General features: G+C 68.2%; 24 protein-coding genes. 17 read left to right on the forward strand and 7 right to left on the reverse strand.

Features of this window, described 5'->3' with window-relative positions; all coding sequences use genetic code 11:
• Positions 1 to 99: 99 nt before the first annotated feature.
• The 7 genes from ACODSC_RS01930 (at position 100) to ACODSC_RS01960 (ending at position 8,067) form a co-directional block, all read left to right on the forward strand.
• Positions 100 to 1,479: a methylmalonyl-CoA mutase family protein gene (locus ACODSC_RS01930; RefSeq protein ID WP_488811304.1), complete on the forward strand. Its 1,380-nt coding sequence runs from the start codon at positions 100 to 102 to the stop codon at positions 1,477 to 1,479.
• Positions 1,476 to 3,632, forward strand: a complete 2,157-nt coding sequence (gene scpA / locus ACODSC_RS01935; protein WP_488811306.1) for a methylmalonyl-CoA mutase — start codon at positions 1,476 to 1,478, stop codon at positions 3,630 to 3,632. The genes ACODSC_RS01930 and scpA overlap by 4 nt, the downstream gene beginning before the upstream one ends.
• The gene (gene mce, locus ACODSC_RS01940; RefSeq protein WP_488811308.1) at positions 3,629 to 4,051 is read left to right on the forward strand and encodes a methylmalonyl-CoA epimerase; all 423 of its coding nucleotides are present in this window, start codon (positions 3,629 to 3,631) and stop codon (positions 4,049 to 4,051) included. Before scpA ends, mce begins: the two co-directional genes overlap by 4 nt.
• 64 nt (positions 4,052 to 4,115) lie before the next feature.
• The gene (locus tag ACODSC_RS01945) at positions 4,116 to 5,045 is read left to right on the forward strand and encodes a DUF4232 domain-containing protein (protein ID WP_488811310.1); all 930 of its coding nucleotides are present in this window, start codon (positions 4,116 to 4,118) and stop codon (positions 5,043 to 5,045) included.
• Between the two features lie 42 nt (positions 5,046 to 5,087).
• Positions 5,088 to 6,278, forward strand: coding sequence for a glycine C-acetyltransferase (locus tag ACODSC_RS01950; RefSeq protein ID WP_488811312.1), 1,191 nt, complete (start codon positions 5,088 to 5,090; stop codon positions 6,276 to 6,278).
• Positions 6,279 to 6,443: 165 nt separating this feature from the next.
• On the forward strand, positions 6,444 to 7,496 hold the full coding sequence (tdh, locus tag ACODSC_RS01955; RefSeq protein WP_488811314.1) for an L-threonine 3-dehydrogenase: 1,053 nt from the start codon (positions 6,444 to 6,446) through the stop codon (positions 7,494 to 7,496).
• A gap of 124 nt (positions 7,497 to 7,620) precedes the next feature.
• Complete coding sequence (locus ACODSC_RS01960; protein WP_488811316.1) at positions 7,621 to 8,067, forward strand: opioid growth factor receptor-related protein; 447 nt, start codon at positions 7,621 to 7,623, stop codon at positions 8,065 to 8,067.
• Here ACODSC_RS01960 and ACODSC_RS01965 read toward each other — a convergent pair.
• Complete coding sequence (locus ACODSC_RS01965) at positions 8,064 to 9,083, reverse strand: DNA topoisomerase IB (RefSeq protein ID WP_488811318.1); 1,020 nt, start codon at positions 9,081 to 9,083, stop codon at positions 8,064 to 8,066. The genes ACODSC_RS01960 and ACODSC_RS01965 overlap by 4 nt on opposite strands.
• A 110-nt stretch (positions 9,084 to 9,193) precedes the next feature.
• Here ACODSC_RS01965 and rlmJ point away from each other — a divergent pair, with 110 nt between their 5' ends.
• Entirely contained in the window at positions 9,194 to 10,006 is an 813-nt protein-coding gene (gene rlmJ, locus ACODSC_RS01970; RefSeq protein WP_488811320.1) for a 23S rRNA (adenine(2030)-N(6))-methyltransferase RlmJ, read from the forward strand.
• Positions 10,007 to 10,028: 22 nt separating this feature from the next.
• Positions 10,029 to 10,760, forward strand: a complete 732-nt coding sequence (locus ACODSC_RS01975; RefSeq protein ID WP_488811322.1) for a type 1 glutamine amidotransferase — start codon at positions 10,029 to 10,031, stop codon at positions 10,758 to 10,760.
• Here the strand turns inward: ACODSC_RS01975 and ACODSC_RS01980 are convergent.
• Positions 10,757 to 11,833, reverse strand: a complete 1,077-nt coding sequence (locus ACODSC_RS01980; RefSeq protein WP_488812136.1) for a YeiH family protein — start codon at positions 11,831 to 11,833, stop codon at positions 10,757 to 10,759. The two genes, ACODSC_RS01975 and ACODSC_RS01980, sit on opposite strands and share 4 nt — an antisense overlap.
• A gap of 79 nt (positions 11,834 to 11,912) precedes the next feature.
• Between ACODSC_RS01980 and ACODSC_RS01985 the strand changes: the two genes are divergently transcribed.
• Positions 11,913 to 12,788 carry a LysR family transcriptional regulator gene (locus ACODSC_RS01985; protein ID WP_488811324.1) on the forward strand — a complete coding sequence of 292 codons (876 nt, stop codon included), beginning with the start codon at positions 11,913 to 11,915 and terminating at the stop codon, positions 12,786 to 12,788.
• A 204-nt stretch (positions 12,789 to 12,992) separates the two neighbouring features.
• On the opposite strand, the gene ACODSC_RS01990 is transcribed toward ACODSC_RS01985, so the two are convergent.
• Together ACODSC_RS01990 and hemF are read right to left on the reverse strand one after the other, a co-directional pair.
• Complete coding sequence (locus ACODSC_RS01990) at positions 12,993 to 13,184, reverse strand: hypothetical protein (protein ID WP_488811326.1); 192 nt, start codon at positions 13,182 to 13,184, stop codon at positions 12,993 to 12,995.
• Positions 13,181 to 14,062 (reverse strand): oxygen-dependent coproporphyrinogen oxidase, encoded by an 882-nt coding sequence (gene hemF / locus ACODSC_RS01995; protein ID WP_488812138.1) that lies wholly within the window; start codon positions 14,060 to 14,062, stop codon positions 13,181 to 13,183. Before hemF ends, ACODSC_RS01990 begins: the two co-directional genes overlap by 4 nt.
• Positions 14,063 to 14,165: 103 nt before the next feature.
• Here hemF and ACODSC_RS02000 point away from each other — a divergent pair, with 103 nt between their 5' ends.
• Positions 14,166 to 15,410 carry a dipeptidase gene (locus tag ACODSC_RS02000; protein WP_488811328.1) on the forward strand — a complete coding sequence of 415 codons (1,245 nt, stop codon included), beginning with the start codon at positions 14,166 to 14,168 and terminating at the stop codon, positions 15,408 to 15,410.
• Here ACODSC_RS02000 and ACODSC_RS02005 read toward each other — a convergent pair.
• On the reverse strand, positions 15,407 to 16,000 hold the full coding sequence (locus tag ACODSC_RS02005) for a DUF2726 domain-containing protein (RefSeq protein WP_488811330.1): 594 nt from the start codon (positions 15,998 to 16,000) through the stop codon (positions 15,407 to 15,409). The two genes, ACODSC_RS02000 and ACODSC_RS02005, sit on opposite strands and share 4 nt — an antisense overlap.
• Before the next feature lie 74 nt (positions 16,001 to 16,074).
• Positions 16,075 to 16,524, reverse strand: a complete 450-nt coding sequence (locus ACODSC_RS02010; RefSeq protein ID WP_488811332.1) for a tRNA (cytidine(34)-2'-O)-methyltransferase — start codon at positions 16,522 to 16,524, stop codon at positions 16,075 to 16,077.
• A 193-nt stretch (positions 16,525 to 16,717) separates the two neighbouring features.
• On the opposite strand from ACODSC_RS02010, the gene petA reads away from it, so the two are divergent.
• The 6 genes from petA to ACODSC_RS02040 all read left to right on the forward strand — a co-directional run bounded on the left by petA (position 16,718) and on the right by ACODSC_RS02040 (position 23,422).
• Positions 16,718 to 17,275 (forward strand): ubiquinol-cytochrome c reductase iron-sulfur subunit, encoded by a 558-nt coding sequence (petA, locus tag ACODSC_RS02015; protein ID WP_488811334.1) that lies wholly within the window; start codon positions 16,718 to 16,720, stop codon positions 17,273 to 17,275.
• A gap of 16 nt (positions 17,276 to 17,291) precedes the next feature.
• A complete protein-coding gene (locus ACODSC_RS02020; protein ID WP_488811336.1) occupies positions 17,292 to 18,596 on the forward strand; it encodes a cytochrome b in 1,305 nt (434 codons plus the stop codon).
• 5 nt (positions 18,597 to 18,601) lie between these two features.
• Complete coding sequence (locus ACODSC_RS02025) at positions 18,602 to 19,486, forward strand: cytochrome c1 (RefSeq protein ID WP_488811338.1); 885 nt, start codon at positions 18,602 to 18,604, stop codon at positions 19,484 to 19,486.
• A gap of 133 nt (positions 19,487 to 19,619) precedes the next feature.
• On the forward strand, positions 19,620 to 19,967 hold the full coding sequence (locus tag ACODSC_RS02030; RefSeq protein ID WP_488811340.1) for a hypothetical protein: 348 nt from the start codon (positions 19,620 to 19,622) through the stop codon (positions 19,965 to 19,967).
• Between the two features lie 72 nt (positions 19,968 to 20,039).
• Positions 20,040 to 21,707 (forward strand): M28 family peptidase, encoded by a 1,668-nt coding sequence (locus ACODSC_RS02035; protein WP_488811342.1) that lies wholly within the window; start codon positions 20,040 to 20,042, stop codon positions 21,705 to 21,707.
• Positions 21,708 to 21,778: 71 nt separating this feature from the next.
• Entirely contained in the window at positions 21,779 to 23,422 is a 1,644-nt protein-coding gene (locus ACODSC_RS02040) for a M28 family peptidase (RefSeq protein WP_488811344.1), read from the forward strand.
• Positions 23,423 to 23,425: 3 nt separating this feature from the next.
• On the opposite strand, the gene ACODSC_RS02045 is transcribed toward ACODSC_RS02040, so the two are convergent.
• The gene (locus tag ACODSC_RS02045; protein ID WP_488811346.1) at positions 23,426 to 24,856 is read right to left on the reverse strand and encodes a helix-turn-helix domain-containing protein; all 1,431 of its coding nucleotides are present in this window, start codon (positions 24,854 to 24,856) and stop codon (positions 23,426 to 23,428) included.
• Positions 24,857 to 24,885 lie beyond the last annotated feature (29 nt).

Raw genomic sequence — 24,885 nt, forward strand, 5'->3', positions numbered from 1 at the left:
GAGACAGGGAGGTGATGCGTCTCCTCCCCACGCAGTGGGGAGGGGGACCGCGAAGCGGTGGAGGGGCTCTTTACGCCGCACGGGCGGGGAGGGGCTCACATGAGCTTCCCCACACCCACCCCCCTCGAATGGCGCGAGGCGGCCCAGAAGGCGTTGAAGGATCGGCCGATCGAGTCGCTGATGTCGCTCGACGCGGACCAGCTGGTGACGCGGCCGCTGTATGCCGGGGCGAGCGGGGTTCAGCCGATCTTCGCCCCGCGTCCGTCCGACTCCGAAGGCCGGGCCTGGGATCTGCGGACCCTGGTCGAGGGGGATGATCCCGAGGCGGTGAACGACGCCGTCCTGACCGATCTGGAGAACGGCGCCGCCTCGGTGGTGCTGAGGGGGCGGGTGCTGGCGGATTCCGCGCCGCTGGGCCGGGCGCTGGAAGGCGTGGCGCTGGAGCTGGCGCCGGTGGCGCTGGATGCGGGGATCGACGGGCCGGATGCGGCGAACGCCTTGGCGGTCACAGCCAAGGGATCGCCGCGCGCCCAGCTGAGATTCCACATGGACCCGGTCTCGGCCTTCGCCGAGGCGGGCGGGGCGCCGCGTTCGGTGGAGGAGCATCTGAGCCTGGCGGCCAATACGGCGGCGCGGCATGCGGGGGCCTATCCCGACGCGAGCTTCTTCATGGCCAGCGGGCGCGTGGCGCACGAGGCGGGCGGATCGGCGGCGCAGGAGCTGGCCTTTGCGGCGGCCAGCCTGGTGGCTCATGTGAAGGCGGCGGTCGAGGCCGGGATGTCGGTCGAGGCGGCCCTGAAGGGGACGGTGGTCGGCCTGTCGGTCGATGCGGAATATTTCGACAGCCTGGCCAAACTCAGGGCCATGCGGCTGATCTGGGCGGCGTTGACGCGAGGGTTTGGCGTTGAGGCGCCGGCCGTGATCGAGGCGCGGTCGTCGCGGCGGATGCTGGCGGCGCGCGATCCCTGGCCCAATCTGCTGCGACTGACGGCGGCGGGGTTTGCGGGCGCGGTCGGCGGCGCGGACGTGGTGGTGCTGGACGGCTTCACCCGCGCCTCGGGCCGGTCCGACGCCTTCGCTCGGCGGCAGGCGAGGAACACCCAGCTGGTGCTGATGGAGGAGGCCCATCTGGGCCGGGTCGATGATCCGGCGGCGGGGAGCTGGTATCTGGACGCCCGGACGCGGGATCTGGCCGAGGCCGGCTGGGCCGAGTTCCAGATGATCGAGGCCGAGGGCGGTCTGATCGAGGCCCTGAAGGGCTCGGTGATCCAGCCCCGCATCGCCCGCGCCCGCGCCCAGCGGGAGGCGGAGCTGGCGAAGGGCGCGGCCCAGATCATCGGGGTGACCAAATATGTGGACGCGGACGTGCGGCCGGCGCCGGTCGAGGCGGCTGACGCGGCGCCGTCGCCGGGCGAGCGGGTGTGCGAACCGCTGAGCCAGATCCGGTTCCCGGCGGCCTTTGAGGAGGCGGCGCAATGAGCTTTCCTGACTTCAGCAAGATCGCCCTGAGCCTCGACGCGACCGGGCAGGGGCCGACGCGTGAGCCGTGGCTGACGCCCGAGGGGCTGACGGTCGAGACCGCCTATGGTCCCGACAGCACGGACGCGCTGGACCATCCGCACGGCCTGCCGGGGTTCGCGCCCTTCGTGCGCGGGCCCTATCCGACCATGTATGCGGGCAATCCCTGGACCATCCGCCAGTACGCCGGCTTCTCGACCGCCGAGGAGTCCAACGCCTTCTATCGTCGCAATCTGGCGGCGGGGCAGAAGGGGCTGAGCATCGCCTTCGATCTGGCGACGCACCGGGGCTATGACTCGGACCACCCGCGGGTAAAGGGCGACGTCGGCATGGCCGGCGTGGCCATCGACAGCATCTATGACATGCGCACCCTGTTCGACGGGATCCCGCTGGACCAGATGTCGGTGTCGATGACGATGAACGGGGCGGTGCTGCCGATCCTGGCCCTGTATGTCGTCGCGGCCGAGGAGCAGGGCGTGCCCCACGCGGCCCTGACCGGGACCATTCAGAACGACATTCTGAAGGAGTTCATGGTCCGCAACACCTACATCTATCCGCCCGAACCCTCGATGCGGATCATCGCCGACATCTTCGCCTGGACTGCGCAGGAGACGCCGAAGTTCAACTCGATCTCCATCAGCGGCTATCACATGCAGGAGGCGGGGGCCTCGGCGGACATCGAGCTGGCCTACACCCTGGCGGACGGGATCGAATATCTGCGGGCGGGCGTCGCGGCGGGGATGCCGATCGACCGGTTCGCGCCGCGGCTGAGCTTCTTCTGGGCCATCGGCATGAACTATTTCATGGAGGTGGCCAAGATGCGGGCGGGCCGCCTGCTGTGGGCCGAGGCGGTGCGGAAAGAGGGCGGCGAGAACCCCAAATCCCTGTCCCTGCGCGCCCACTGCCAGACCTCCGGCTGGAGCCTGGCAGCCCAGGACGTGTTCAACAATGTGCCGCGCACCATGGTCGAGGCCATGGCGGCGGCGGGCGGCCAGACGCAGAGCCTGCACACCAATGCGCTGGACGAGGCCCTGGCCCTGCCGACCGACTTCTCGGCCCGGATCGCGCGCAACACCCAGATCTTGCTGCAGTCGGAGACGGGGCTGACCAAGGTCATCGATCCCTGGGGCGGCAGCTTCTATGTCGAGCGGCTGACGCACGAACTGGCCGAACGGGCGCGGGCGCATATGGCCGAGGTCGAGGCCCTGGGCGGCATGGCCAAGGCCATCGAGGCCGGGATTCCCAAGCTGAGGATCGAGGAATCCGCCGCCAAGACCCAGGCCCGGATCGACACCGGCCAGCAGACGGTGGTCGGGGTGAACAAATATCTGAACCCCGTCGTCGACGATATTCCGATGCTGAAGGTCGACAATGCGGCGGTGCTGGCGGCCCAGATCGACAAGCTGAAACGGCTGCGGGCCGAGCGGGACCAGGCGGCCACCGATGCGGCGCTGGAGGCGCTGACGAACGGCGCGCGGGGCAGCGCCAACCTGTTGGAGCTGGCGGTCCAGGCCGCCCGCGCCAAGGCCACGGTGGGCGAAATCTCCGACGCCCTGGAGGCCGCCTTCGGCCGCCATGTGGCGACGGTCCAGACCGTGTCGGGCGTTTACGCCAAGGAGGCCGGAGCCGATCCCCGCTTCGCCCGCGCCCGCGAGATGGTCGCCACCTTCGTCGAGAACGACGGCGGTCCGCCGCGAATCCTGATCGCCAAACTGGGCCAGGACGGCCACGACCGAGGCCAGAAGGTGGTCGCCACCGGCTACGGCGACCTGGGCTTCGACGTCACCGCCGGCGCCCTGTTCCAGACCCCGGCCGAGGCGGCCAAGGACGCGGTCGAGAAGGGCGTCCACGCGGTGGGCGCCTCGTCCCTGGCGGCCGGCCACCTGACCCTGGTCCCCGAGCTGAAGGCCGAACTGGAACGGCTGGGTCGCCCCGACATCATGATCGTGGTCGGCGGCGTCATCCCGCCGTCCGACGTCCAGCCCCTGCTCGATATGGGCGCCGCCGCCGTCTATCTGCCCGGCTCGGCCATCGCTGACACGGCGGTCGATCTGATCGAGAAGCTGAACCAGCGGCTGGGCTACGCCCAACCCGCGCCTAAGGAGACCGCATGATCGGCGCCCTGAACCATGTCGGGGTCGCCACGCCCTCCATCGCGGACTCGATCAAACTGTATCGGGACGTGCTGGGCGCCACGAAGATCGGCGAACCCTTCGACCTGCCGGCGCAAGGGGTGAAGGTCTGTTTCATCGACACGCCGACGGCCCAGATCGAGCTGATCGAACCCTATGACGAGGCCAGCCCAATCGTCGGCTTCCTGGCCAAGAACCCCAAGGGCGGCCAGCATCACGTCTGTTTCGAGGTCGCCGACATCCACGCCGCCATCGCCGAAATGCGGGCCAAGGGGGTGAGCATCCTGGGCACGGGTGAGCCGCGCATCGGGGCGCACGGCACGCCGGTCGTCTTCCTGCATCCCCGCGACATGGGCGGGGTGCTGGTCGAGCTGATGGAGACGCCGAAAGGCGATCACTAAGGGCGGCGGGCGGAGCCTTTCTCCAGCTTGACCGTTGGGTTGATCGAACGGGAAAGACCTCACCATGATGCGCCACCTGACCGCCTTCGTCGCCATCGCCGCCCTGACCGGCGTCTCCGCCTGTCAGCAGCCGCAGCCGGAGCAGCCGACCGCCCCGGTCGAGCCCCAGGCGGCGCCGGCGTCCAATGCGCCGTCGGTCGGCTACGCCTGCGAAAGCGGCGCGACGCTTCAGGTCCAGTATGCCGACAGCGACAACGCGCAACTGGCCTACAAGCAGCAGACCTACGCCCTGCGCTCGGTCCAGGCCGCCAGCGGCGCCCGCTATCTGGGCACCGGCGTGGAATGGTGGACCGCGACCCGCGACGGTCAGGAAAGCGGCACGCTCAGCCGCCTCGGCCCGGACGGCACGACCGGCGTCGCGGTGCTGGAGCGGTGCTCGCGCCCCATCCCGTCGGCCGGTCCTGGCATGACGCCGGGTCCGATGCCGATACCCGCCCCGATACCCGCCCAGACTCCGACGCCCGCGCCGGGCGGCGTGCTGCCGGCCTCCATGCCCTGCAAGGGTCCGCAACTGAAGCTGGCGGCCGAGGGCGGCGACGCCGGCGCCGGCAACCGGGTGCGGAACTTCAGCCTCCAGAACGTCGGGACCCAGGCCTGCAGCCTGGCCGGCTATCCCGGCGTGACCCTGATGGATGCGCGGGGGCGCGCCGTGACCTCGATCCGCGCCGACCAGAGCCCCGGCAGCTATTTCCGTCAGGGCCAGGCGCCGACCCCGGTCGAGATCGCGCCCCGGTCCAAGGCCTATTTCGAAACGGCCTGGAGCGTCGTGCCGGACGAGACGATGCAGAAGTCCTGCCCCAGCGTGGCGACCCTGCGTGTGACCGCGCCGGGCGACACCGCCGCCGTCAGCCTGCCGTTCGAGTTCCAGCCGTGCGGCGGCAAGATCCGCGTCAGCCCCATCCGCGCCGAGGCCGATCCCGCACCGGCGACCTGAGGCGGGTGGAAACGGATCGAAAATCGGCGTAGGTCGCGGCTCATGACCCAGAGCTTCTACGACCGCGTCGCCGGCGAACTGACCGAGATCGACGCCCAGGGCCTGACCAAGCCCGAACGCATCATCGCCTCGCGCCAAGGGCCCGTGATTCAGGTCGCCGGCCGCGACGTGCTGAACTTCTGCGCCAACAACTACCTCGGTCTGGCCGGCGACGAACGCGTCACCCAGGCCGGGATCGCCGCGCAGAACAAATGGGGCGCCGGCACGGCCTCGGTCCGTTTCATCTGCGGCACCCTGGAGATCCACAAGGAGCTTGAGGCCGCCATCGCCGGCTATCTGGGCTTCGAGGACGCCATCCTGTTCGCCGCCGCCTTCGACGCCAACGGCGGCCTGTTCGAACCCCTGCTGGGCGAGAACGACGCCATCGTCTCCGACAGCCTGAACCACGCGTCAATCATCGACGGCGTGCGGCTGTGCAAGGCCAAACGCTATCGCTTCGCCAACTCCGACATGGACGAGCTGGAGACCCGGCTGAAGGAGGCCCGCGCCGCCGGCGCCCGCGACATCATCATCGCCACCGACGGCGCCTTCTCGATGGACGGCTATATCGCCAAGCTGGATCAGATTCGCGCCCTGGCCGACCAGTACGGCGCCCTGATCATGGTCGACGACTGCCACGCGACGGGCTTTTTGGGTCCGCAGGGCAAGGGCTCCTTCGCCCACCACGGGGTCGAGGTCGACTTCGTCACCGGCACCTTCGGCAAGGCGCTTGGCGGCGCCATGGGCGGCTTCATCTGCGCGAAGAAGTCGGTGGTCGAACTGCTGAAACAGCGCGCGCGCCCCTACCTCTTCTCCAACGCCCTGGCGCCCGCCGTCTGCGGCTCCAGCCTGGAAGCCATACGCATCGCCCAAGGGTCCGAGGGCGACGCCCTTCGCACCCGCCTGTCGGCCAACGCCCACCGCTATCGGGGCGCCATGGCCGACGCGGGCTTCACCCTGCTGGACGGCGAACATCCGATCATCCCGGTCATGCTGGGCGACGCCAAACTGGCCCAGGACTTCGCCGCCCGCGCGCTGGAGCTGGGGGTCTATGTCATCGGCTTCAGCTTCCCCGTCGTCCCGCGCGGCCAGGCCCGCATCCGCACCCAGATGTCGGCCGCCCACACCTTCGACCAGATCGACCAGACGGTCGCAGCCTTCACCCAGGCGGGCCGGGAGTTGGGCGTTATCTGACGCCTGCGTCCGTCACCGTCGCCACATTATTCCCGTCATCCTCGGGCTTGTCCCGAGGATCCATACTCCCGGTTTTCACCGGTGCGCACCGTCCTCGACGGAGTTTATGGATCCTGGGCACAAGGCCTAGGATGACGATCTTAGAGTTTTTCAGGAGACGCCATCATGGCTGAAACAATGAAAGCCTTGGCCAAGACCGCACCCGGCGTCGGCCTGGAACTGATTGACGCCCCGATCCCCGAGGCTGGACCGGAGGACGTTCTGATCCGGGTGCATCGCACCGCCGTCTGCGGCACCGACATCCATATCTGGAACTGGGACGAGTGGTCCCAGAAGAACGTTCCGACCCCGATGATCACCGGACACGAGTTCGCCGGCGAGATCGTCGCCATCGGCAAGGACGTGGATCGCCCGCTGAAGATCGGCCAGCGCGTCTCGGCCGAGGGCCACGTCATCGACCTGAACTCCGAAGCGGCCCGCGCCGGTCATTTTCACCTGGACCCGCACACCCGCGGCATCGGCGTGAACCGCCAGGGCGCCTTCGCCGAGTTCGTGGTGGCCCCCGCCTTCAACGTGATCGAACTGCCCGACGACGTCCCCTATGAGATCGGCTCGATCCTGGACCCGTTCGGCAATGCGGTGCACACGGCGCAGCAGTTCGACCTGTTGGGCGAGGATGTCCTGGTCACCGGCGCCGGCCCCATCGGCATGATGGCGGCGGCCGTGGCCCGTCACGCGGGCGCCCGCACCGTGGTCCTGACCGACATCAACGACTTCCGGCTGGAACTGGCGCAGAAGGTCGCCCCGGGCGTCCGCACCGTGAACACCACCAAGGAAGACATCCACGACGTCATGAAGGAACTGGGCCTGAAGGTCGGGTTCGACGTCGCGCTGGAGATGTCGGGCTCCCCCATCGCCTTCAAACAATGCGTCGACACCCTGATCATGGGCGGCGGCATGGCCATGCTGGGCATTCCGTCGAAACCGATGGAAACCGACTGGGGCGCCATCATCCTGAAGGCCCTGACCATCAAGGGCGTCTATGGCCGCGAGATGTTCACCACCTGGCGCAAGATGCTGGGCCTGCTGAAAGCCGGCCTGGACCTCAGCCCCCTGATCACCCACCGCCTGGGCTACGCCGACTACCAACAAGGCTTCGAAGCCATGAAATCCGGTCAGTCGGGCAAGGTCGTGCTGGACTGGGACAAGGCCGCCTGAGGCCGCTTTCACGCATCGACGATCAAGAAAGGCGGCCCTCACGCGCGGGCCGCCTTTTTTTGATCCGGGAACCCCGGCCCGGCTCCTCGCCTTTCCTCCTTGGGCTGCGAAAGGAGCGGCGGGCATGGGCGAGAGCGAGATCGTACGGTTTCTGGCCAGCGACGGGCGCGACGCGGCCGGGCGCACGCTGGAGGATGTTCTGGCCCTGTCGGACGTCTGCCTGGAGCACCGCCACGATTTCATCCAGTGGCTGTTTCCCCTGACCGAGCCCAGCGCGGCCGTGCCCGGCTCGCCGGTGCTCTCCGCCGCTGACATACAGGCGTTGCGCGCCGATGAGGCGGCCCAGGCCCGGCTGGCGCGGGCGGCCAGGCGGATGCTGGCCTTCTATCGGGCGACGGAAGCCTGGCGCACGCCGTCCGACCACAACCACCTGCGCATCACTCGCATCATCCGCAGTCTGAGGCTGCTATGCGGCGACACGGCGGCCGACCGTTTCCGCGAATGCATCCTGGCCCTGGCCGACGGCGCGCCGATCAGCGCCACGAGCCGCGACTATTGGGCCAAGGCCTAGGCCGTCAGCAGCTTCATCAAGGCCGGCTCGAACCCCTTCGTCTCCGCGCCCGGCAAGACCTCGGGCAGGGTTCCGGCCGCATACAGCTCGAACACCCGGGGATGCACATAGGAGGCCCGGCAGACGGTGGGCGTATTGCCCAGCAGCCCCGACACCGCCTTGACGCAGACGGTGATCTTGCGTTTCGCATCGGTGGGCGAGGTGGGGGGCTCCATGTCGCGCAGGGCCCGCGCCGCCGAGACCGTGCCGGCCCAGGTGCGGAAGTCCTTGGCCGAGAACTGCTCGCCCATCGCATCGCGGATATAGGCGTTCACGTCGTCGGAGGTCACGGGGCAGACGCCGCCGTCGGCCGCGCGATATTTGAACAGGTGCTGGCCCGGCAGGTCCTCCAGCGCGCGAACGACGCGGGCGAGGCGGCGATCGCGGATGCTGACGCGGTGATCCTTGCCGCTCTTGCCGCGAAACTCGAACGTCAGGGCCGCGCCGTCGACCTCCAGGTGGCGCTTGTGCAGGGTCGTCAGGCCATAGCTGCGGTTCTGCTTGGCATAGACCGCATTGCCGACCCGGATCAGGGTGATCTCCAACAGGCGCACGGCGGTGGCCAGGACCTTGGCCTTCACCGGCCCACGCAACGCCAGATCATGCTCCACCTGGTCGCGCAGCCGGGGCAGGCGACGGGCGAAGGCCGGCAGTTTGTCGAACTTGTTCTCCGACCGCGCGGTGCTCCAGTCGGCGTGATAGCGATACTGTTTGCGCCCCTTCACGTCGCGGCCGATGGCCTGGATATGGCCGTTGGCCTTGGGGCAGATCCAGACGTCGGTCCAGGCGGGCGGAATGGCCAGGGCGCGCAGCCGGGCCAGGACCTTGGCGTCGGTGATGGTTCGCCCCTTGGCGTCGCGGTAGGACCAGCCCTTGCCGGATCGGCGCCGCGTCAGGCCGGGGTGGTCGTCGCTGCACCAGCTCAGACCCTGGGGGACGTCCAGATCGGGTTCGAAGGCGTGGGATCCGTCCGGCATTCCGTTTTTTCCTGCCCGTCTGGAGGCTTCGCATCGGGGCCAGCCACGAACGCGGCGCCCCGGCGGCCGGTTCCGCTTGACCGCCGCGCCGCCGCGAGGGACGAGGGCGGATGAACTATCGCCACAGCTTCCACGCCGGAAACTTCGCCGACCTGGTCAAGCACGCCCTGCTGCTGTGGCTGCTGGAGGCCCCGCGCGTGGGCGCCCGCACCGTGATCGACACCCATGCGGGCGCCGGCCTCTATGACCTGGCCGGCGACGGCGCGCGCTCCAGGGAGGCCGAGGCCGGGGTCCAGCGCCTGATGTCCGCCGAGGGTCGCCCGCCTTTGCTGGACGCCCTGGCGCAAGAGGTGGAGGCCGCCAATCCGACCGGCGGGGTGCGCTTCTATCCGGGGTCCCCCCTGCTGATCGCGCGCCGCTTGGGCGAGGGCGGGCGCTACGTGGGCTTCGAACTGAACCCGCCGGTGCGGTCCCTGCTGGCCGAGGCGCTGAAGACCCATCCGAACGCTCAGGCGCACGAGGGCGACGGCTATGACGGCGCCGTAGCCGAGGCGGCGCGCGTCCGTGCGCCTCTGGTGCTGATCGACCCGCCGTTCGAAAAGCCTGACGACTACGCCCGCGCCGCCGACACGGCCATCGCCATCCGCGCGCGCGATCCCGACGCTGCGATCGCCATCTGGACCCCGCTGAAGGACCTGGAGACGTTCGACGGCTTCATCCGTCGCCTGAACGGCCGCGCCGGTCCCACCCTGGTGGCCGAGGCGCGCCTGCGCCCCCTGACCAATCCGATGAAGATGAACGGCTGCGCCCTGGTCATCGTCAACCCGCCGCCGGGCGCGGAAGATGCGGCCAACGCGGTCTGCGGCTGGGTCGCCTCGACCCTGGGCGAGGCCGGGGCCAGGGCCGAGGTCTGGACCTTCTGAGCCCAGGCCCTAGGTTGGCGTCATGACCCGCATCGCCATCCTGGAAACCGGCCACCCCCCTGACGCGCTCAAGGACGACTTCGACGACTATCCCGCACGGTTCCGCGCCCTGCTGGGCGAGGGCGTGCCGACCACCCGTTTCGACGTGCAGAACGGCCATCTGCCGGACGATCCAGGCGCGTTCCAGGGCGTCGTCGTCACCGGCTCGGCGGCGGGGGTTTACGACGACCTGCCGTGGATTCCCCAGCTGATCGACTGGCTGCGCGCGGCGCGCGGGCGCACCCGTCTGGTCGGCATCTGTTTCGGCCATCAGGTCATGGCCCACGCCTTCGGCGGCGTGGTGGAGAAGTCGGACAAGGGATGGGGCGTGGGCTTGCACCGCTATGACGTGCGGATCGACGAGCCGTGGATGCACCCGCGTGCGCGCACGATCGCCATTCCCGTCTCGCATCAGGACCAGGTCACGGCCGTCTCCCCCGATGCGCGGATCATCGCCTCCAGCGGCTTCACCCCCTACGCCGGTCTGGCCTGGGGCGAGGACGCCATCTCGTTCCAGTGCCACCCCGAGTTCCAGCCGGAATACGCCGCCGCCCTGATCGAGACGCGGCGCGGCCATCGCATCCCCGAGCCCTTGGCGGCCCAGGCCCTGGACAGTCTGGCGCGGCCCAACGACCGGGCGGTTCTGACCGCCTGGATCCGCGCCTTCCTGCTGCTCACCCCGCCCCCGGTCGAGGATCAGGGCAGCGGGATCTAAAGCCCCAGCAGCCGGATCAACAACAGGCCCAGCAGCAACAGGGCGCCCAGCGACAGGACCACCGCCGCCACGACCCGCCCCCCGGCGCGCGCCACCGCCCGGATGTCGGTCTGCAGCCCCAGCGCCGCCATGGCCACGACCGTCAGCAGGCCCGACGCGGCCGCCAGCGGCGCCAGCGCGCCCTGCGGGATCAGGTCCAGCGACCGCAGGCCGATCATGGCCAGGAAACCGACAATGAACCACGGCAGCAGGCGGTGCAGGCCCGGTCCCTTCTTGGCCCCAGAACCCTCAGTCCCCGTCGTCCTGCGCCCCGCGATCAGCGACAGCGCCAGGATCACCGGACCCAGCATCAGCACCCGCACCAGCTTGACCACCGTGCCGGTCTGGGTGGCCACTGCGCCGAACGGGGCGGCGGCGGCCAGCACCTGCGGCACCGCATAGACGCTGAGGCCCGCCAGGGCGCCGTACTGGATCGGGCTCATCGACAGCAGCACCCCCAGCAGCGGCAGGGCCAGGACCACGATCACCCCCAGCACGGCGGTGAAGGCGATGGAGGCCGCGACCTCCTCGCCGTCGGCCTCGATCACCGGGGCGACGGCGGCGATGGCCGAGTTGCCGCAGATGGCGTTGCCGCACGCGACCAGCAGGGCCATGCGCGGGTTCAGCCCCAGCAGTCGCCCGACCCCGAAGCCGACGGCGATCACGACCGCAACCAGCAGAAAGATGCCCAGAACGAAGGCTGCGCCCAGCGACGCCAGCGTCGCCGCGCTGACCGAGGCGCCCAGCAGGACGATGGCGACCTCCAGCAGGATCTTGGCGCTGAAGTCGATGCCCGCGACGAAACGGGCGTCCGGCGTCCAGGCGGTGCGGATCACGGCCCCCAGCAGGATGGCCAGCACCAGGGGCTCCAGCCAGACATGGCCCGCCATGTCGCGCTCGATGCTTCCCAGCCCGATGGCCGCCAGCGTCACCAGCACCGACAGGATGAGGCCAGGCCGGATCGCGCGCCCGAAATTCAGGGCCGTCTCCAGAAACGGTGCGGCAGGCGGCGAGGGCAGGGCGGCGGACTTCATGGTCAAGCCTGATGCGCCCCGGCTCGACGCCGGTCCAACGGATAGTTATGGTCGTTTCAATCCGATTTGGAGATCAATCGTGACCCTGGAACGCCTGCGCATCTTCGTCGCTGTAGCCGAACGCCAGCACGTCACGGCCGCAGCCCGCGCCCTGAACCTGACCCAGTCAGCCGTCTCCAACGCCATTGCGGCGCTTGAGGCCGAGCATGACGTGCGCCTGTTCGACCGTGTCGGGCGCGGCGTGGCCCTGAACCAGACGGGCCAGGCCTTCCTGCCCGAGGCCAGGGCCGTGCTGGCCCGCGCAGCGGCGGCCGAGGCGGCGCTGGCGGACATGAGCGCCCTGCGGCGCGGCCGCCTGACCCTTTTCGCCAGCCAGACCATCGCCAGCGCCTGGCTGCCGCGCCGCCTGGCCGCCTTCCACGCCGCCCACCCCGGCGTCGAACTGGACGTCGCCATCGGCAATACGCGCGAGGCGGCCGAGGCGGTGCTCACCGGGGCGGCCGAACTGGGGCTGGTGGAGGGCGAGATCGATCAGCCCCTGCTGGACCAGACCGTCGTCGGCTCGGACCGGCTGGCGGTTCTGGTCACGCCCGACCACCCGTGGGCGGGCCTGCGTCGGCTGGACGCCCAGACCCTGGCGACCCAGCCCTGGGTCCTGCGCGAGGCGGGATCGGGCACCCGTTCGACGCTGGAGGCGGCCTTGCGCAGCGCGGGCGTGGACCCCGCCGCCCTGTCCATCGCCATGACCCTGCCGTCCAACGAGGCGGTGCTGGCGGCGGCCGAGGCGGGGGCGGGGGCCACGGCCCTGTCCGAAAGCGTGGCCTATGGCTCGGTCGCCGCCGGGCGTCTGGTCACCGCCGCCTTCAGCCTGCCGGAACGCCCCTTCCGGGTGCTGCGCCATCGGGACCGCTATCGCAGCAAGGCCGGCGACGCCTTCGTCGCCGCCATCGGCTGACGCCAACCATCCTATTTCGGTCGGACCGGCCTTTGTTTTGAAACGGCTTTCAGGAAAGAATCGACAATCGACCTGACACGGTTCCAGCCGGGGCTAGAATAGCCGCCGGGTCTTTGAAAACCGCATCCACGCCGAAAAGTGCACCTTTGTGCACTAAAAAAAATAGTGCGGCGACAGTGCAAACTCCTCGGTCGAGGGGCGCGCCTACAGCCCGATCCGGGGAAACACGAACCGCTCCAGCAGCAGCGATGCGGCGAAGTAGAAGCCGATCACCACGGCCAGCGTCAGCGGAATCTGCGGCTGTTTCGACAGGGTCAGATAGACCCCGTACAGCACGGCGAACAGCGCCGAGGTCGCCACCGGCCGCAGCAGGATCTTCGTCAGAGCAGACTTCACGGCCATTTCACCACCGGGGGCATGGAGGACAGGATCGAATCGACGTTGCCGCCGGTCTTCAGGCCGAACATGGTGCCACGGTCGTACAGCAGGTTGAACTCCACATACCGTCCGCGCCGAACCAGCTGCTCCTCGCGCTCCTGCGCCGTCCAGGCCTCGCCCATCCGCCCCGCCACGATCTTCGGATAGACCTCTAGGAAGGCCAGCCCCACATCGCGGGTGAAGGCGAAGTCCCGGTCATGGTCGCCGCTGTCGTGGTGGTCGTAGAAGATCCCCCCGGTCCCGCGCGGCTCCTTGCGATGCGGCAGGTAGAAATACTCGTCGCACCAGGCCTTGTACTTGGCATGCCAGTCCGGGTCGTGGGCGTCGCAGGCGGCCTGCATCGCCGCATGGAAGGCGACCGTGTCCGGGTGATCCTGCCGCCGATCCGCCATCAGCACCGGCGTCAGATCGCCCCCGCCGCCGAACCAGCTCTGGGTCGTGGCGATGAAGCGGGTGTTCATATGCACCGCCGGAACCCTGGGACTGACCGGATGGCAGATCAGGCTGATCCCCGTGGCGAAGAAGCGCGGATCGACGTCGGCGCCGGGCACGGTCTTGGCATAGTCGGCCGGAAAGGCGCCGTGGACCGTCGAGACATGGACCCCGACCTTCTCGAACAGCCGGCCGTGCATCATCCCCATCACCCCGCCGCCGCCCTCCGGCCTGTCCCAGGCGGTGCGAACGAACCGACCGGGCTCGCCGGGAAACAGATCATCGGGCGCCGCATCCTCCAGCGCCTCGAAGGCCGCATGGATGCGGTCGCGCAGATGCTCGAACCATGCGCGGGTCTCGACCTTCTTCAGGTCGAGCGGATCGGAAAAGACGGCGTCGCTCATCTCGCGCTTGAACCACGTCGCGGCCCCGCCGTCATCCGGACAGGTTGTCATAAGGGGAATCCAGAGCGCTAATGGCCGCCTGCCGCTTTCAGGAACCTCGCCCATGATCCGTCGTCTCATGTCCGTCGCCGTCGCCTTCGCCTCGCTGGGAGGCTCCGCCCACGCCCAACAGGGTGACGAGGCGCGGGTGCTGGACATCCTGAAGACCACGCCGCTGATCGACGGCCACAACGACCTGCCGTGGGCCCTGCGGCAGCAATACGGAAACGACGTCTACGCCGTCGATCTGACGAAGAATCTGGCGGCGTCCACCACGCTGCACACCGACATCGCGCGACTGCGCGCCGGAGGCGTCGGCGGCCAGTTCTGGTCGGTCTATGTCCCCGCCAGCCTGACGCCGCTGGAGGCCGTCGAGGAGACCTTCGAACAGATCGACACGGCCAAGCGGATCATCGCCGCCCATCCCGAAACCTTCGGCCTGGCGACGACTGCGGACGAGGTGGACGCGGTGTTCGCCTCGGGCCGGATCGCCAGCCTGATCGGGATGGAGGGCGGCTATTCCATCGACGATTCCCTGGCCCTGCTGCGCGAGTTCCACCGCGCGGGGGCGCGCTACATGACCCTGACCCACTCCAGGACCACGACCTGGGCCGACAGCGCGACAGACGCGCCGAAATGGGGCGGCCTGAACCCCTTCGGCGAAGAGGTGGTCAAGGAGATGAACCGGCTGGGCATGATGGTGGACCTGAGCCACGTGTCCGAAGAGACGATGCTGGACGCCATGCGGGTTTCCGACGCGCCGGTCATCTTCTCCCACTCCTCCGCGCGGGCGGTGACGGACCATCCGCGCAACGTGCCGGATCGGGTGCTGCGGATGATGCCCCAGGACGGCGGCATCGTGATGATCAACCTGGCCCCCGGTTTCGTGTCGGAGCGTGTACGAGCCTGGAATGGCGCCAAGGCCGGCGAGGAGGCGCGGCTCAAGACCCTGAACCCCGGCGATCCCGGCGCAGTGGAGGCCGGTCTGACCGCCTGGACCACCGCCAATCCGACGCCGCAGGCGACCCTGGCTGACGTCGTCGCCCACATCCAGCATGTGCGTCAGGTCGCAGGCATCGACCACGTCGGCCTCGGCGCCGACTTCGACGGCATCGGCAGCCTGCCAGAAGGCATGACCGGCGTGGACGCCTATCCGCGCATCCTGGCGGCTCTGATGCAGGCCGGCTGGACCGAGGCGGACATCCGCAAGATCGCCGGCGAGAATCTGCTGCGGGTCATGCGGGCCGTCGAAGCGACGGCGGCGTCAAAGGCTAGCGAGCGGCCGTCGATGGCGCGGCTCGAGCCTTAGGCGGGGGCCATGTGCGCCTGAAGAACGCGGGCCAGGTCGCGTTCTATGTCGTCGGCGCTATGTTGCGGCGTCACTTCGAGATAGGCGACGCCCGCACGTTGGAGCGCCGCTTTCTTGACGGCGTCCCGCGCGTAGGCCGTGCCCTGATAGTGACCCTCGCCCTGATATTCGATGGCCGCCAAGGGCCAGCCGCTGTTGGATATGATCAGAATATCGACGCGCTTGCTGTTGATGGCGCGAAAGGCGTCATCGTCGGCTGATCTCAGCACTTCGCCAAGGCAAACCTGCGCCATCACTCGCCCCTTGATGTCGAGCTGCTTCATCGCACGCTCGGCGGCATAGAAGACTGAAGCTTCTGCGCGGGACATCAGAGGCCTAGCCTGGAAGGCGGCGCCCATCACCGCTTCCAGTTGGGTCGTCGCGACTTGCGGCCGCACGGCGATCTTGGCACCGGGCCTGAATTGGGTGATGGCTGCGCGACGTGCCGCACGTCGTTTGCCTCGCTTGCGACTGAGCTCCCAGCCGCCGACGATCACGAGAAAGACGATGATCGCCACCAAGGTCGGAGCTGTGTCCATCGTGATCTGCATCCTCGTCTAAGCTTCGAGATGTTTGCCTATCAATGCAGGATTGTAGAGGCCTTAGCAGATGAGGTAAACGGCGCTCAACCAATCCCGCCGGTCTGGCGCAGGCCTTCCCACAGGGCGATGCCTGCGGTCACCGAAAGGTTCAGCGAGCGGGCCTGGGGCCTCAGCGGCACGACGACGCGGGCGTCGGCGGCCGTGTGGACATAGTCGGGCGCCCCGGCGCTCTCCTTGCCGAACAGCAGCACGTCGTCGGGCCGGAAGATGAAGTCGGGCAGGGGCGTGGCGCCCTTCGTCGTGAACAGCACCAGCCGCCCCGCCGGGCGATCCGCCAGAAAGGCGTCCCAGTCGGCGTGCCGCCTCATGTGCGACAACGGCCCGTAATCCAGCGCCGCCCGCTTCATGGCGCGGTCGTCGAATCGAAAGCCCGTGGGCTCGATCACATGCAGATCCACGCCGAAGCAGGCCGACAATCGGATGCAGGCGCCGACGTTCTGAGGAATGTCAGGTTGAAAAAGGGCGAGACGCATTCTAAGGCCTGACATACGCGCGGCCAGGGGGTTTGTCGCGGTCTGTTTGCGAGCGTTTCGCAAGAAACGTCAGCAGGTTGCGCTTAACCGGCGCAAGTGCCGGACCGTCGGGGATTTCTGGCGTCGTTTGTTGGTTCGTGCCGTGGCTGGGGGAGGCTCCTGAGCTTCTTCCACGGCGTTCGAGAGGTGAAACGTGGCCGAATCGGTCGTGCATACTGAAGACCCTCACAGCCCCGAGGGCGGTGATCCCAATCGTCGTGACTTCATCCATATCGCTGCGGGCGCTGCTGCGGTCGGCGCAGGGGTGATGATCGCCTGGCCGCTGATCAACCAGATGAACCCCGCGGCCGACACCCTGGCGCTGGCGTCCATCGAGTTCGATCTGACCAAGGTCCAAGAGGGCCAGCAGGTCGTCATCAAATGGCAGGGCAAGCCGGTGTTCGTGCGTTATCGCACCCCGGCCGAACTGCAGAAGGTCATCGCCGACGATCATGCGCCGGACCTGAAGCAGCCGCAGACGGACGCCGAGCGGACCAAGCCGGGCCACGAGAAGTATCTGGTCGTCATCGGTTCGTGCACCCACCTGGGCTGCGTCCCGACCTTCGGCGCCGGCGACTACGGCGGCTGGTTCTGCCCGTGCCACGGCTCGCACTACGACGCCTCCGGCCGTATCCGTAAGGGGCCTGCGCCCCTGAACCTGGTTGTGCCGGAATACGATTACGTGTCCGACACCCGCGTCAAGATCGGTTGAGGACCAAGGGGGGATCATGAGCGATCACGAGAGCACCTACGTCCCGAAGACGGGCGTCGAAAAGTGGCTGGACACCCGGCTGCCCATCATTCGCTTCGGCGCGGACTACATGTCCCTGCCGACGCCGCGGAACCTGAATTACTGGTGGACCTTCGGCGGCATCCTGGCCCTGTGCCTGATGACGCAGATCGTCACCGGCGTCGTTCTGGCTATGCACTACACGCCGAACGTCGACCTGGCCTTCGCCTCGGTCGAGCGCATCATGCGTGACGTCAACGGCGGCTGGCTGATCCGCTACGTCCACGCCAATGGCGCGTCGATGTTCTTCATCGCCGTCTATCTGCACATGCTGCGGGGGCTCTACTACGGCTCCTACAAGGCGCCGCGCGAGATGATCTGGATCATCGGCTGCGTGATCTTCTTCCTGATGATCGCCACCGCCTTCCTGGGCTACGTCCTGCCTTGGGGCCAGATGTCGTTCTGGGGCGCGGAGGTCATCACTAACCTGATCGGCGCGATCCCAGTGCTGGGCGAACCGATCCTGATCTGGCTGCGTGGCGGACCGGCGATCGACAATGCGACGCTGAACCGCTTCTTCTCGCTGCACTATCTGCTGCCCTTCGCCATCCTGGGCTGCGTCGTCCTGCACCTTTGGGCGCTGCACGCGGCCGGTCAGAACAACCCGGTCGGCATCCTGATCCCCAAGGATCGCGAGAAGAAGGACATGCTGCCCTTCCACCCGTATTTCACGGTCAAGGACGGCTTTGCGATCATCCTGTTCCTGATCCTGTTCGCCATCTTCGTCTTCTATCAGCCGAACGCCCTGGGCCACGCCGACAACTACATCCCGGCCAACCCGCTGCAGACCCCGGCGCACATCGTGCCCGAATGGTACATGCTGCCCTTCTACGCCATCCTGCGCGCCATCCCGGACAAGTTCGGCGGCGTGGTGGCGATGTTCAGCGCCATCGGCGTGCTGTTCGTCCTGCCGTGGCTGGATACGTCCAAGGTGCGCTCGATGCGCTATCGCCCGACGATGCGGACCTTCTTCTTCATCTTCCTGGTGGTGGGCGTCGGTCTGGGCTGGTGCGGCGGGCAACTGCCGGACGCCCCGGTGATCGGCTCGTTCAAGACCTTCACCCTGGTTGACGGCGACCTGAACTCGTACCTGTGGCTGACGCGCGTGTTCACCCTCTACTACTTCGTGTTCTTCCTGGTGATCCTGCCTCTGGTGGGTCTCAAGGAGACGCCTTTGCCGATCCCGGCGACGATCTCCGAGCCGGTGCTGACCGGCGCGGACGCCGTCGAGCAGAAGGGCTGAGCGTCATGACGATTGGAATGAAGACCGTGTCGATCAAGACGATCCTCGCCTCGGCCGCCATCGCCCTGAGCCTGGGTGTGGGCCTGATGAGCGCCGCCCCCGCGCTGGCGTCGGGCGCCGCCGCTCACCCGCGCTCGGGCGGTTTCAGCTTCGAGGGGCCCTTCGGGACCTATGACCAGGGCCAGCTGCAACGCGGCTACAAGGTCTATCACGAGGTCTGCTCGGCCTGTCACAGCATGAACCTCATCCACTACCGGAACCTGGGCGACGCCCATGGGCCGTTCTGGAATCCGAAGTATCCGAATCCGAACGACAACCCCGTCGTGAAGGCTCTGGCCAAGGAAGTTCAGGTCGGCGACTTCGACAGCGAAACCGGCGAGCCGATCCAGCGCGACGCCACGCCCGCCGACAAGTTCCGCAGCCCCTATCCGAACGCGACCGCCGCGGCCGCCGGCAACGGCGGGGCGGCGCCGCCCGACCTGTCGGTCATGGCCAAGGCCCGTCATGACGGCGCGAACTACATCTACTCGCTTCTGTCGGGCTACAAGGCGCCGCCGGCGGGTCTGACGATCCGCGAGGGCCAGCACTACAACCCCTATATGGCCGGCGACCTGACGCCGTTCTGGACCGGCGACCACAAGCATGTCCCGCCCGGCGGCTTCATCGCCATGCCTCCGCCCCTGAAGGACGGTCTCGTCACCTATGACGACGGTTCGCCCCAGACGGTGGACCAGTACGCCAAGGACGTCGCGGCCTTCATCGCCTGGACGTCGGAACCCAAGATGGTCGAACGCAAGCAGGCCGGATTCGGCGTGCTGATCTTCCTGCTGATCTTCGCGGGCCTGACCTACGCCAGCTATCGCCGCATCTGGAAGGGCGTGGCCCACTAGGCCGACGCCCCTAGACGCGCCGCCGTGCCGCGCCAGCCACGGAAGGTTGGCGCAGGCTGTCTGTTTTCATCGCTCCACGGTAGCGCGGTTCATGAAATCGTGCCTACCGTGGCGTGTTTGAATGGAGGCGCGAATGTTGGTTTCAGCTCTAATCCTGTCCGCCTTGTTGGCGGGCGACCCCACCGTTTCGGTGGCTCAACACCGCCAATCGACCCCGGCGCCGCAGCGTGAGTTCCGTCGGTCCGAGCCGGGCACCATGGCGCGTTTCACTGAGATGGAATATCGCCAGATGGTCGATCGGACGCGGCGAGAACGCGCTCGTCAGGCGGTGATCGTCGACCGGCAGGTTCTCGCAGAACGTCTGGATCATCTTATCGGCCGAGGTCGATGCGATGACGCGGCGCGCCTCGCTCAGACCGGCGGATATAGAGACATCGCCACCGTCGTCGCCAATGTGTGCGAGACTCGCGCGTCGAACTGACCGCCTCCGGTGGATCGACACGCCGTCCTTACGCCCCTAGGCTTCGCCATCTTTCTCGGCTGAGGGGCTCCCATGCGTCATTTCACTTCCGTTGTCGCCACTTTGCTTGCGGGCGCGGCCCTGTCGGCCTGCGCGACCAGCCCGAACCCGGCTGCGGTCCACACCGCGCCCACCTTTGACGCGGCGCGAATCTCGCAGGACATCAAGACCCTGTCGGACGACAGTTATGAGGGGCGCGGCATCGCCACCCCGGCGGAAGAGAAGGTCGTGCGCTATTTGAGCGAGGGCTATGCCGCCGCCGGGTTCGAGCCGGGCGGGCCGAACGGTCAGTGGACGCAGGACGTGGTGCTGAACCGCTTCGTCCAGTCCAACGTCGAGGCCTCGTTGAAGCTGGGCGACTGGACCCTGCCGATGACGCAAGGCCGCGAGGTCGCCATCTCGACCCGCCGCCCAGCCGAGCATGTCAGCTTGAAGGACGCGCCGCTGGTCTTCGTCGGCTACGGCATCAATGCGCCCGAGCGCCAGTGGAACGACTTCAAGGACCAGGACCTGCGCGACAAGATCCTGGTCGTGCTGGTCAATGACGCCGATTTCGAGGAGCCGGCGCTGAACACCTTCGGCGGCAAGGCCATGACCTATTACGGCCGCTGGACCTACAAGTACGAAGAGGCGGCCAAGCATGGCGCGGCCGGCGTGCTGATCGTGCACGAGACGGCCCCGGCCTCCTATGGCTGGCAGACGGTCGCCAACTCGTGGGGCGTGCCTCAGTTCGACATCCTGCGCCAGAATGCGGCGGCCGAGCGGGTGCCGATGGAAGGCTGGATCCAGCGGGATGTGGCGGTCGATCTGTTCCGCCGCGCCGGCCTCGATTTCGAAGCGCTGAAGGCCCAGGCCCGCAGCCGCGACTTCCAGCCCGTCGCCCTGACCGGCGCATCCTTCTCCACCGAATTCGACGTGGCGACCAATCAGGTCACCAGCCACAATGTCATCGCCCGGCTGCCGGGCACGACCCATCCGGACGAGACGGTGCTGTATACCGCCCACTGGGACCACATCGGCATGGGCGAGCCGGACGCGACGGGCGATCGCATCTTCAACGGCGCCGTGGACAACGCCTCGGGCACGGCGGGCCTGCTGGAACTGGCGCGGATGTTCGGCGGTGCGCCGCGCACCGAACGGTCCATCGTCATCATCAGCTTCACCGGCGAGGAAAGCGGCCTGCTCGGTTCGGAATACTACGCCGTCAATCCCGTCTATCCGCTGGCCAAGACGGTCGGCGGGTTCAACATGGATTCGATGAACGTATACGGCCGCGTCACCGGCCTGGGCGTCACCGGCTATGGCCAGTCGGACTTCGACGAGCGCCTGGCGGCGGCGATCCAGCCGCAGGGCCGCAGCCTTGTTCCCGATTACGAGAATGCGGCCGGCACCTATTACCGCTCGGACCACTTCCCCCTGGCCAAGCGCGGCGTGCCGATGGCCTATGCCGGCAGCCGGGGCGACTTCCGCGACGCGCCGATCGCCGAGCGTGAGGCCGCCCGGTCGGAATATGGCGCGAAACGCTATCACCAGGCGGCGGACGAATGGTCGCCGGATTGGGATTACAGCGGCATGATCGAGGATCTGACGGTCTTCTACGACGTTGGCCGCGCCCTGGCGGACGGCCGCGACTGGCCGCAGTGGAAGACCGGTTCGGAGTTCGGCCCGGTTCGCGCGACCACCGCGTCGGAACGCCGCTGAACCCTTATTGACCAACGAGGGGCGGGGAGGCATCCCCGCCCTTTCGCATTTCCATGTCTCGAGCACGCCTGATGATCCTTCGCCGTTCGCCCGTCGTCGCCCTTGCGGCCCTTGTCCTCGCCGCCTGTGCGACCGCCCCGGTCGCCGGACCTGCGCCCCAGCTCGACGCCTTCGCCGTCGCCTCGGCCGCGACGCCGCAGTTCAGCGCCCAGCGTCTGTCGGACCACATCAAATACCTGGCGTCGGACGAGATGGAGGGGCGGTTCCCCGGCCTCGTCGGCGAGCGCCTGACCCTGGCCTATCTGCAGGCCCAGTATGAGGCGATGGGGCTGGAGCCGGGCGGTCGCGACGGTTCGTGGCTGCAGCCGGTGGATCTGGTGCGATTCACGCCGGAGCGGGCGCCGACGGCGTCCTGGACCGGGGCGGACGGCGCGAGCCACGTCCTGACCTCGGGGACCGACATCACCCTGCGCGCCGGGCCGGCCGATCCTGCGGTCAAGATCGATGGCGCGCCGCTGGTGTTCGCCGGTTACGGCATTTCGGCCCCGACCTGGGACGACTATGGAAACGCAGACCTGACCGGCAAGGTCGTCGTCGTCCTGCGCGGTCAGCCGACGTCGATGGGGGCTGATCCGAACTTCTACGGCTCGACGACGCACAAGACGCAGGAGGCGCTGAAGCGCGGGGCCGTCGGCGTCATCACCCTTCAGGATCAGGACAACCGCTGGCGGCGCGCCGTGGGCGGGGCGACCCGGCCGCAGATGACGGTCAAGGGTGCGGAGGACGCTCGCTTCACCGGCGCGATCAACATGGCCACTGCAAAGGCCATCGGCGGCGAGGCCTTCATAGGCATGGCTGAGCGCGGCAAGACGGCGGCGCTGGGCGGCGTCGTCGATCTGGGCGCGCGGGTGAGCGTGGACATCGCCGAGACGACAGAGGTCATCCATTCCAACAACCTGCTGGCCAAGATTCCCGGCACGGAACGGCCGGATGAATATGTCTTCTACTCCGCCCACTGGGACCACGTCGGCAAGGCGAAGACGCCGAACGCCGAGGGCGACGACATCTTCAACGGCGCCTGGGACAATGCGTCGGGGACGGCGGGTCTGATCGAGATGGCGCGGGCGTTCAAGGCGGGGCCGGCGCCCAAACGCACCGTGGTCTTCCTGCATGTCACGGCCGAGGAGCAGGGGCTGCTGGGGTCCGAAGCCTATGCCGCAAATCCGGTCTATCCGCTGGCGAAGACGGCGGCGGACATCAACATCGACATGCTGCCCTTTACCCCTGCGACGCGGGACGTGGCGGTGTTCGGGGTCGGCAAGTCGGAGCTGGAGGACATCCTGGGGCGGTTCGCGGCCGTGCAGGGGCGGGTGGTGACGGGCGACGGCTATCCGGAGGAGGGGTTCTACTACCGTTCGGACCACTTCAACTTCGCGGCGGGCGGCGTGCCGGCCCTGATGCCGTGGACCGGGCGCGATTTCGTCGAGGGCGGGATCGAGGCGGGCAAGCCCTACTATGAGGGGCAGATGGAGCGGTATTATCACAAGCTGACGGACGAATGGCGCGCCGACTACGACTTCACGGCGGCGCTGCAAAACCTCGATTTGTTGTATCGGTTGGGACTGACGGTGGCCGACAGCGAGGGCTGGCCTGCGTGGAAGCCGACGGCCGAGTTCAACGCCATTCGCGACCGCACGGCCGATCAGCGGCGGTAGATTTCAGGCCGCTGCGAACGGATAGGGGCTGACCGACTTCGACCAGTCATCGACGGCCAGCGGGCGGTCGACGGGGGCGGCGGCGCGCTCGGCGCAAGGGTGGCGGTGGCACAGGCGGCAGGCGGGGCCGATGGGGGTGACGTCCGGCCGTTCCAGGTCCAGGCCGAGCGCATAGGCCAGGCGGTGGGCGTGGCGCAGTTCGCAGCCCAGGCCGACGGCGAGGTCGTGGGTCTCGCCAAAACTGTCGTGGCCCTGGCGTTCGACGGTGCGGGCGAAGGTGAACCAGCGGCTTCCGTCCGGCGTCTCGATGATCTGGGTGACGATCCGACCCGGCGTGCGGAAGGCGCTGTGCAGCCGCCAACGCGGGCAGGCGCCGCCGAACCGCGAAAACGGAAAGGCGCCGGCTGCATAGCGTTTCGAGATATTGCCGGCCTGATCCACCCGCATCAGGAAGAAGGGCACGCCGCGAGCCGTGGGGCGCGACAGGGTGGTCAGCCGATGCGCCGCCTGTTCGTAGCTGACGCCGAACCGGGCCTGGAGCCGGGCGAGGTCGTAACCGGTCTCCTCGGCCGTGCGCTGGAAGGCGGCGTAGGGCATCAGGGTCGCGGCGGCGAGGGTGTTGGTCAGGGCGACCTTCAGCAGGGCGCGTGTCGCCGCGTCTGGGGCGTTCGCGGCCTGGACCAGGTCGTTCAGCGCCTGTCCGTGTTCGACCAGGGCCAGTTGATAGGCGATGGCGAAGGCGCGCGAGGATGGCCCCAAAGTCTCGGACAGCAGCAGGCGGCGGCGGTGGAGGTCGTAGCGGCGGGTCCATTCGACCATGACATCGGCCGGCAGGGTGCGGACTCCCAGGTCGTGTTTGGCCGCCAGCCGGTGACGGGCGGCGGGCTCGAAACCGTCGGCGTGGGCGGGCGCCTCGGCGGACAGGGCGTCGGACAGGGCCTCGCCCATCTGATCCAGTTCGGGGAAGTGGTTGCCGCGCGACTGGATATATTCGCGCACCCATTCGGCGGGACTGGTCTCGACCAGGCCCTCGCCGTTTTCGGCGGCGGCGCGTGCGCGGGTGCGGCCGTCGTCGAAGGCCTGATATAGGCGCAGCATGGCGTCGGCGACGCCGGGGGCCTCTTCCAGCAGTTGCACCAGTTCGTGGCGTGGGGCGGAAAGGCCCTTGAACAGGGGGTCGGCCAGGATTTCGGTCAACCGGGCTTCGTCGGCGGCCCCGCCCTGGTTCAGGGCGCGCAGATCGACGTCATAGGTTTCGGCCAGACGCAGCAGAAGCTGGGCCGAAACGGGGCGTTGGTTCCGCTCTATGTGATTGAGATAGCTGGGTGAAACCCCAAGATCGGCGGCCATCGACGTCTGGGTCAGGGCCAGGTCGCGCCTTAGCCGCTTCAGCCGGGCGCCGAGGAAAAGCTTGCGATCGGCGGAGGCGTCCATGGCCGCAGGCTGTCACAACATGACCGACA

Source organism: Brevundimonas sp. FG128, from assembly GCF_057809775.1.

Excerpts from the sequence above, each read along its gene's own strand:
- tdh (WP_488811314.1), top strand. The coding sequence starts at position 6,444 with ATGGCTGAAACAATGAAAGCCTTGGCCAAGACCGCACCCGGCGTCGGC.
- rlmJ (WP_488811320.1), top strand. The coding sequence starts at position 9,194 with ATGAACTATCGCCACAGCTTCCACGCCGGAAACTTCGCCGACCTGGTC.
- ACODSC_RS02005 (WP_488811330.1), bottom strand. The coding sequence starts at position 16,000 with ATGCAGATCACGATGGACACAGCTCCGACCTTGGTGGCGATCATCGTC.
- ACODSC_RS02000 (WP_488811328.1), top strand. The coding sequence starts at position 14,166 with ATGATCCGTCGTCTCATGTCCGTCGCCGTCGCCTTCGCCTCGCTGGGA.
- ACODSC_RS02040 (WP_488811344.1), top strand. The coding sequence starts at position 21,779 with ATGATCCTTCGCCGTTCGCCCGTCGTCGCCCTTGCGGCCCTTGTCCTC.
- hemF (WP_488812138.1), bottom strand. The coding sequence starts at position 14,062 with ATGAGCGACGCCGTCTTTTCCGATCCGCTCGACCTGAAGAAGGTCGAG.
- ACODSC_RS01965 (WP_488811318.1), bottom strand. The coding sequence starts at position 9,083 with ATGCCGGACGGATCCCACGCCTTCGAACCCGATCTGGACGTCCCCCAG.
- ACODSC_RS02020 (WP_488811336.1), top strand. The coding sequence starts at position 17,292 with ATGAGCGATCACGAGAGCACCTACGTCCCGAAGACGGGCGTCGAAAAG.
- ACODSC_RS01930 (WP_488811304.1), top strand. The coding sequence starts at position 100 with ATGAGCTTCCCCACACCCACCCCCCTCGAATGGCGCGAGGCGGCCCAG.
- ACODSC_RS01945 (WP_488811310.1), top strand. The coding sequence starts at position 4,116 with ATGATGCGCCACCTGACCGCCTTCGTCGCCATCGCCGCCCTGACCGGC.
- mce (WP_488811308.1), top strand. The coding sequence starts at position 3,629 with ATGATCGGCGCCCTGAACCATGTCGGGGTCGCCACGCCCTCCATCGCG.
- ACODSC_RS01960 (WP_488811316.1), top strand. The coding sequence starts at position 7,621 with ATGGGCGAGAGCGAGATCGTACGGTTTCTGGCCAGCGACGGGCGCGAC.
- ACODSC_RS01950 (WP_488811312.1), top strand. The coding sequence starts at position 5,088 with ATGACCCAGAGCTTCTACGACCGCGTCGCCGGCGAACTGACCGAGATC.
- ACODSC_RS01975 (WP_488811322.1), top strand. The coding sequence starts at position 10,029 with ATGACCCGCATCGCCATCCTGGAAACCGGCCACCCCCCTGACGCGCTC.
- ACODSC_RS02010 (WP_488811332.1), bottom strand. The coding sequence starts at position 16,524 with ATGCGTCTCGCCCTTTTTCAACCTGACATTCCTCAGAACGTCGGCGCC.
- ACODSC_RS02025 (WP_488811338.1), top strand. The coding sequence starts at position 18,602 with ATGACGATTGGAATGAAGACCGTGTCGATCAAGACGATCCTCGCCTCG.
- ACODSC_RS02030 (WP_488811340.1), top strand. The coding sequence starts at position 19,620 with ATGTTGGTTTCAGCTCTAATCCTGTCCGCCTTGTTGGCGGGCGACCCC.
- ACODSC_RS02035 (WP_488811342.1), top strand. The coding sequence starts at position 20,040 with ATGCGTCATTTCACTTCCGTTGTCGCCACTTTGCTTGCGGGCGCGGCC.
- ACODSC_RS02045 (WP_488811346.1), bottom strand. The coding sequence starts at position 24,856 with ATGGACGCCTCCGCCGATCGCAAGCTTTTCCTCGGCGCCCGGCTGAAG.
- ACODSC_RS01980 (WP_488812136.1), bottom strand. The coding sequence starts at position 11,833 with ATGAAGTCCGCCGCCCTGCCCTCGCCGCCTGCCGCACCGTTTCTGGAG.
- scpA (WP_488811306.1), top strand. The coding sequence starts at position 1,476 with ATGAGCTTTCCTGACTTCAGCAAGATCGCCCTGAGCCTCGACGCGACC.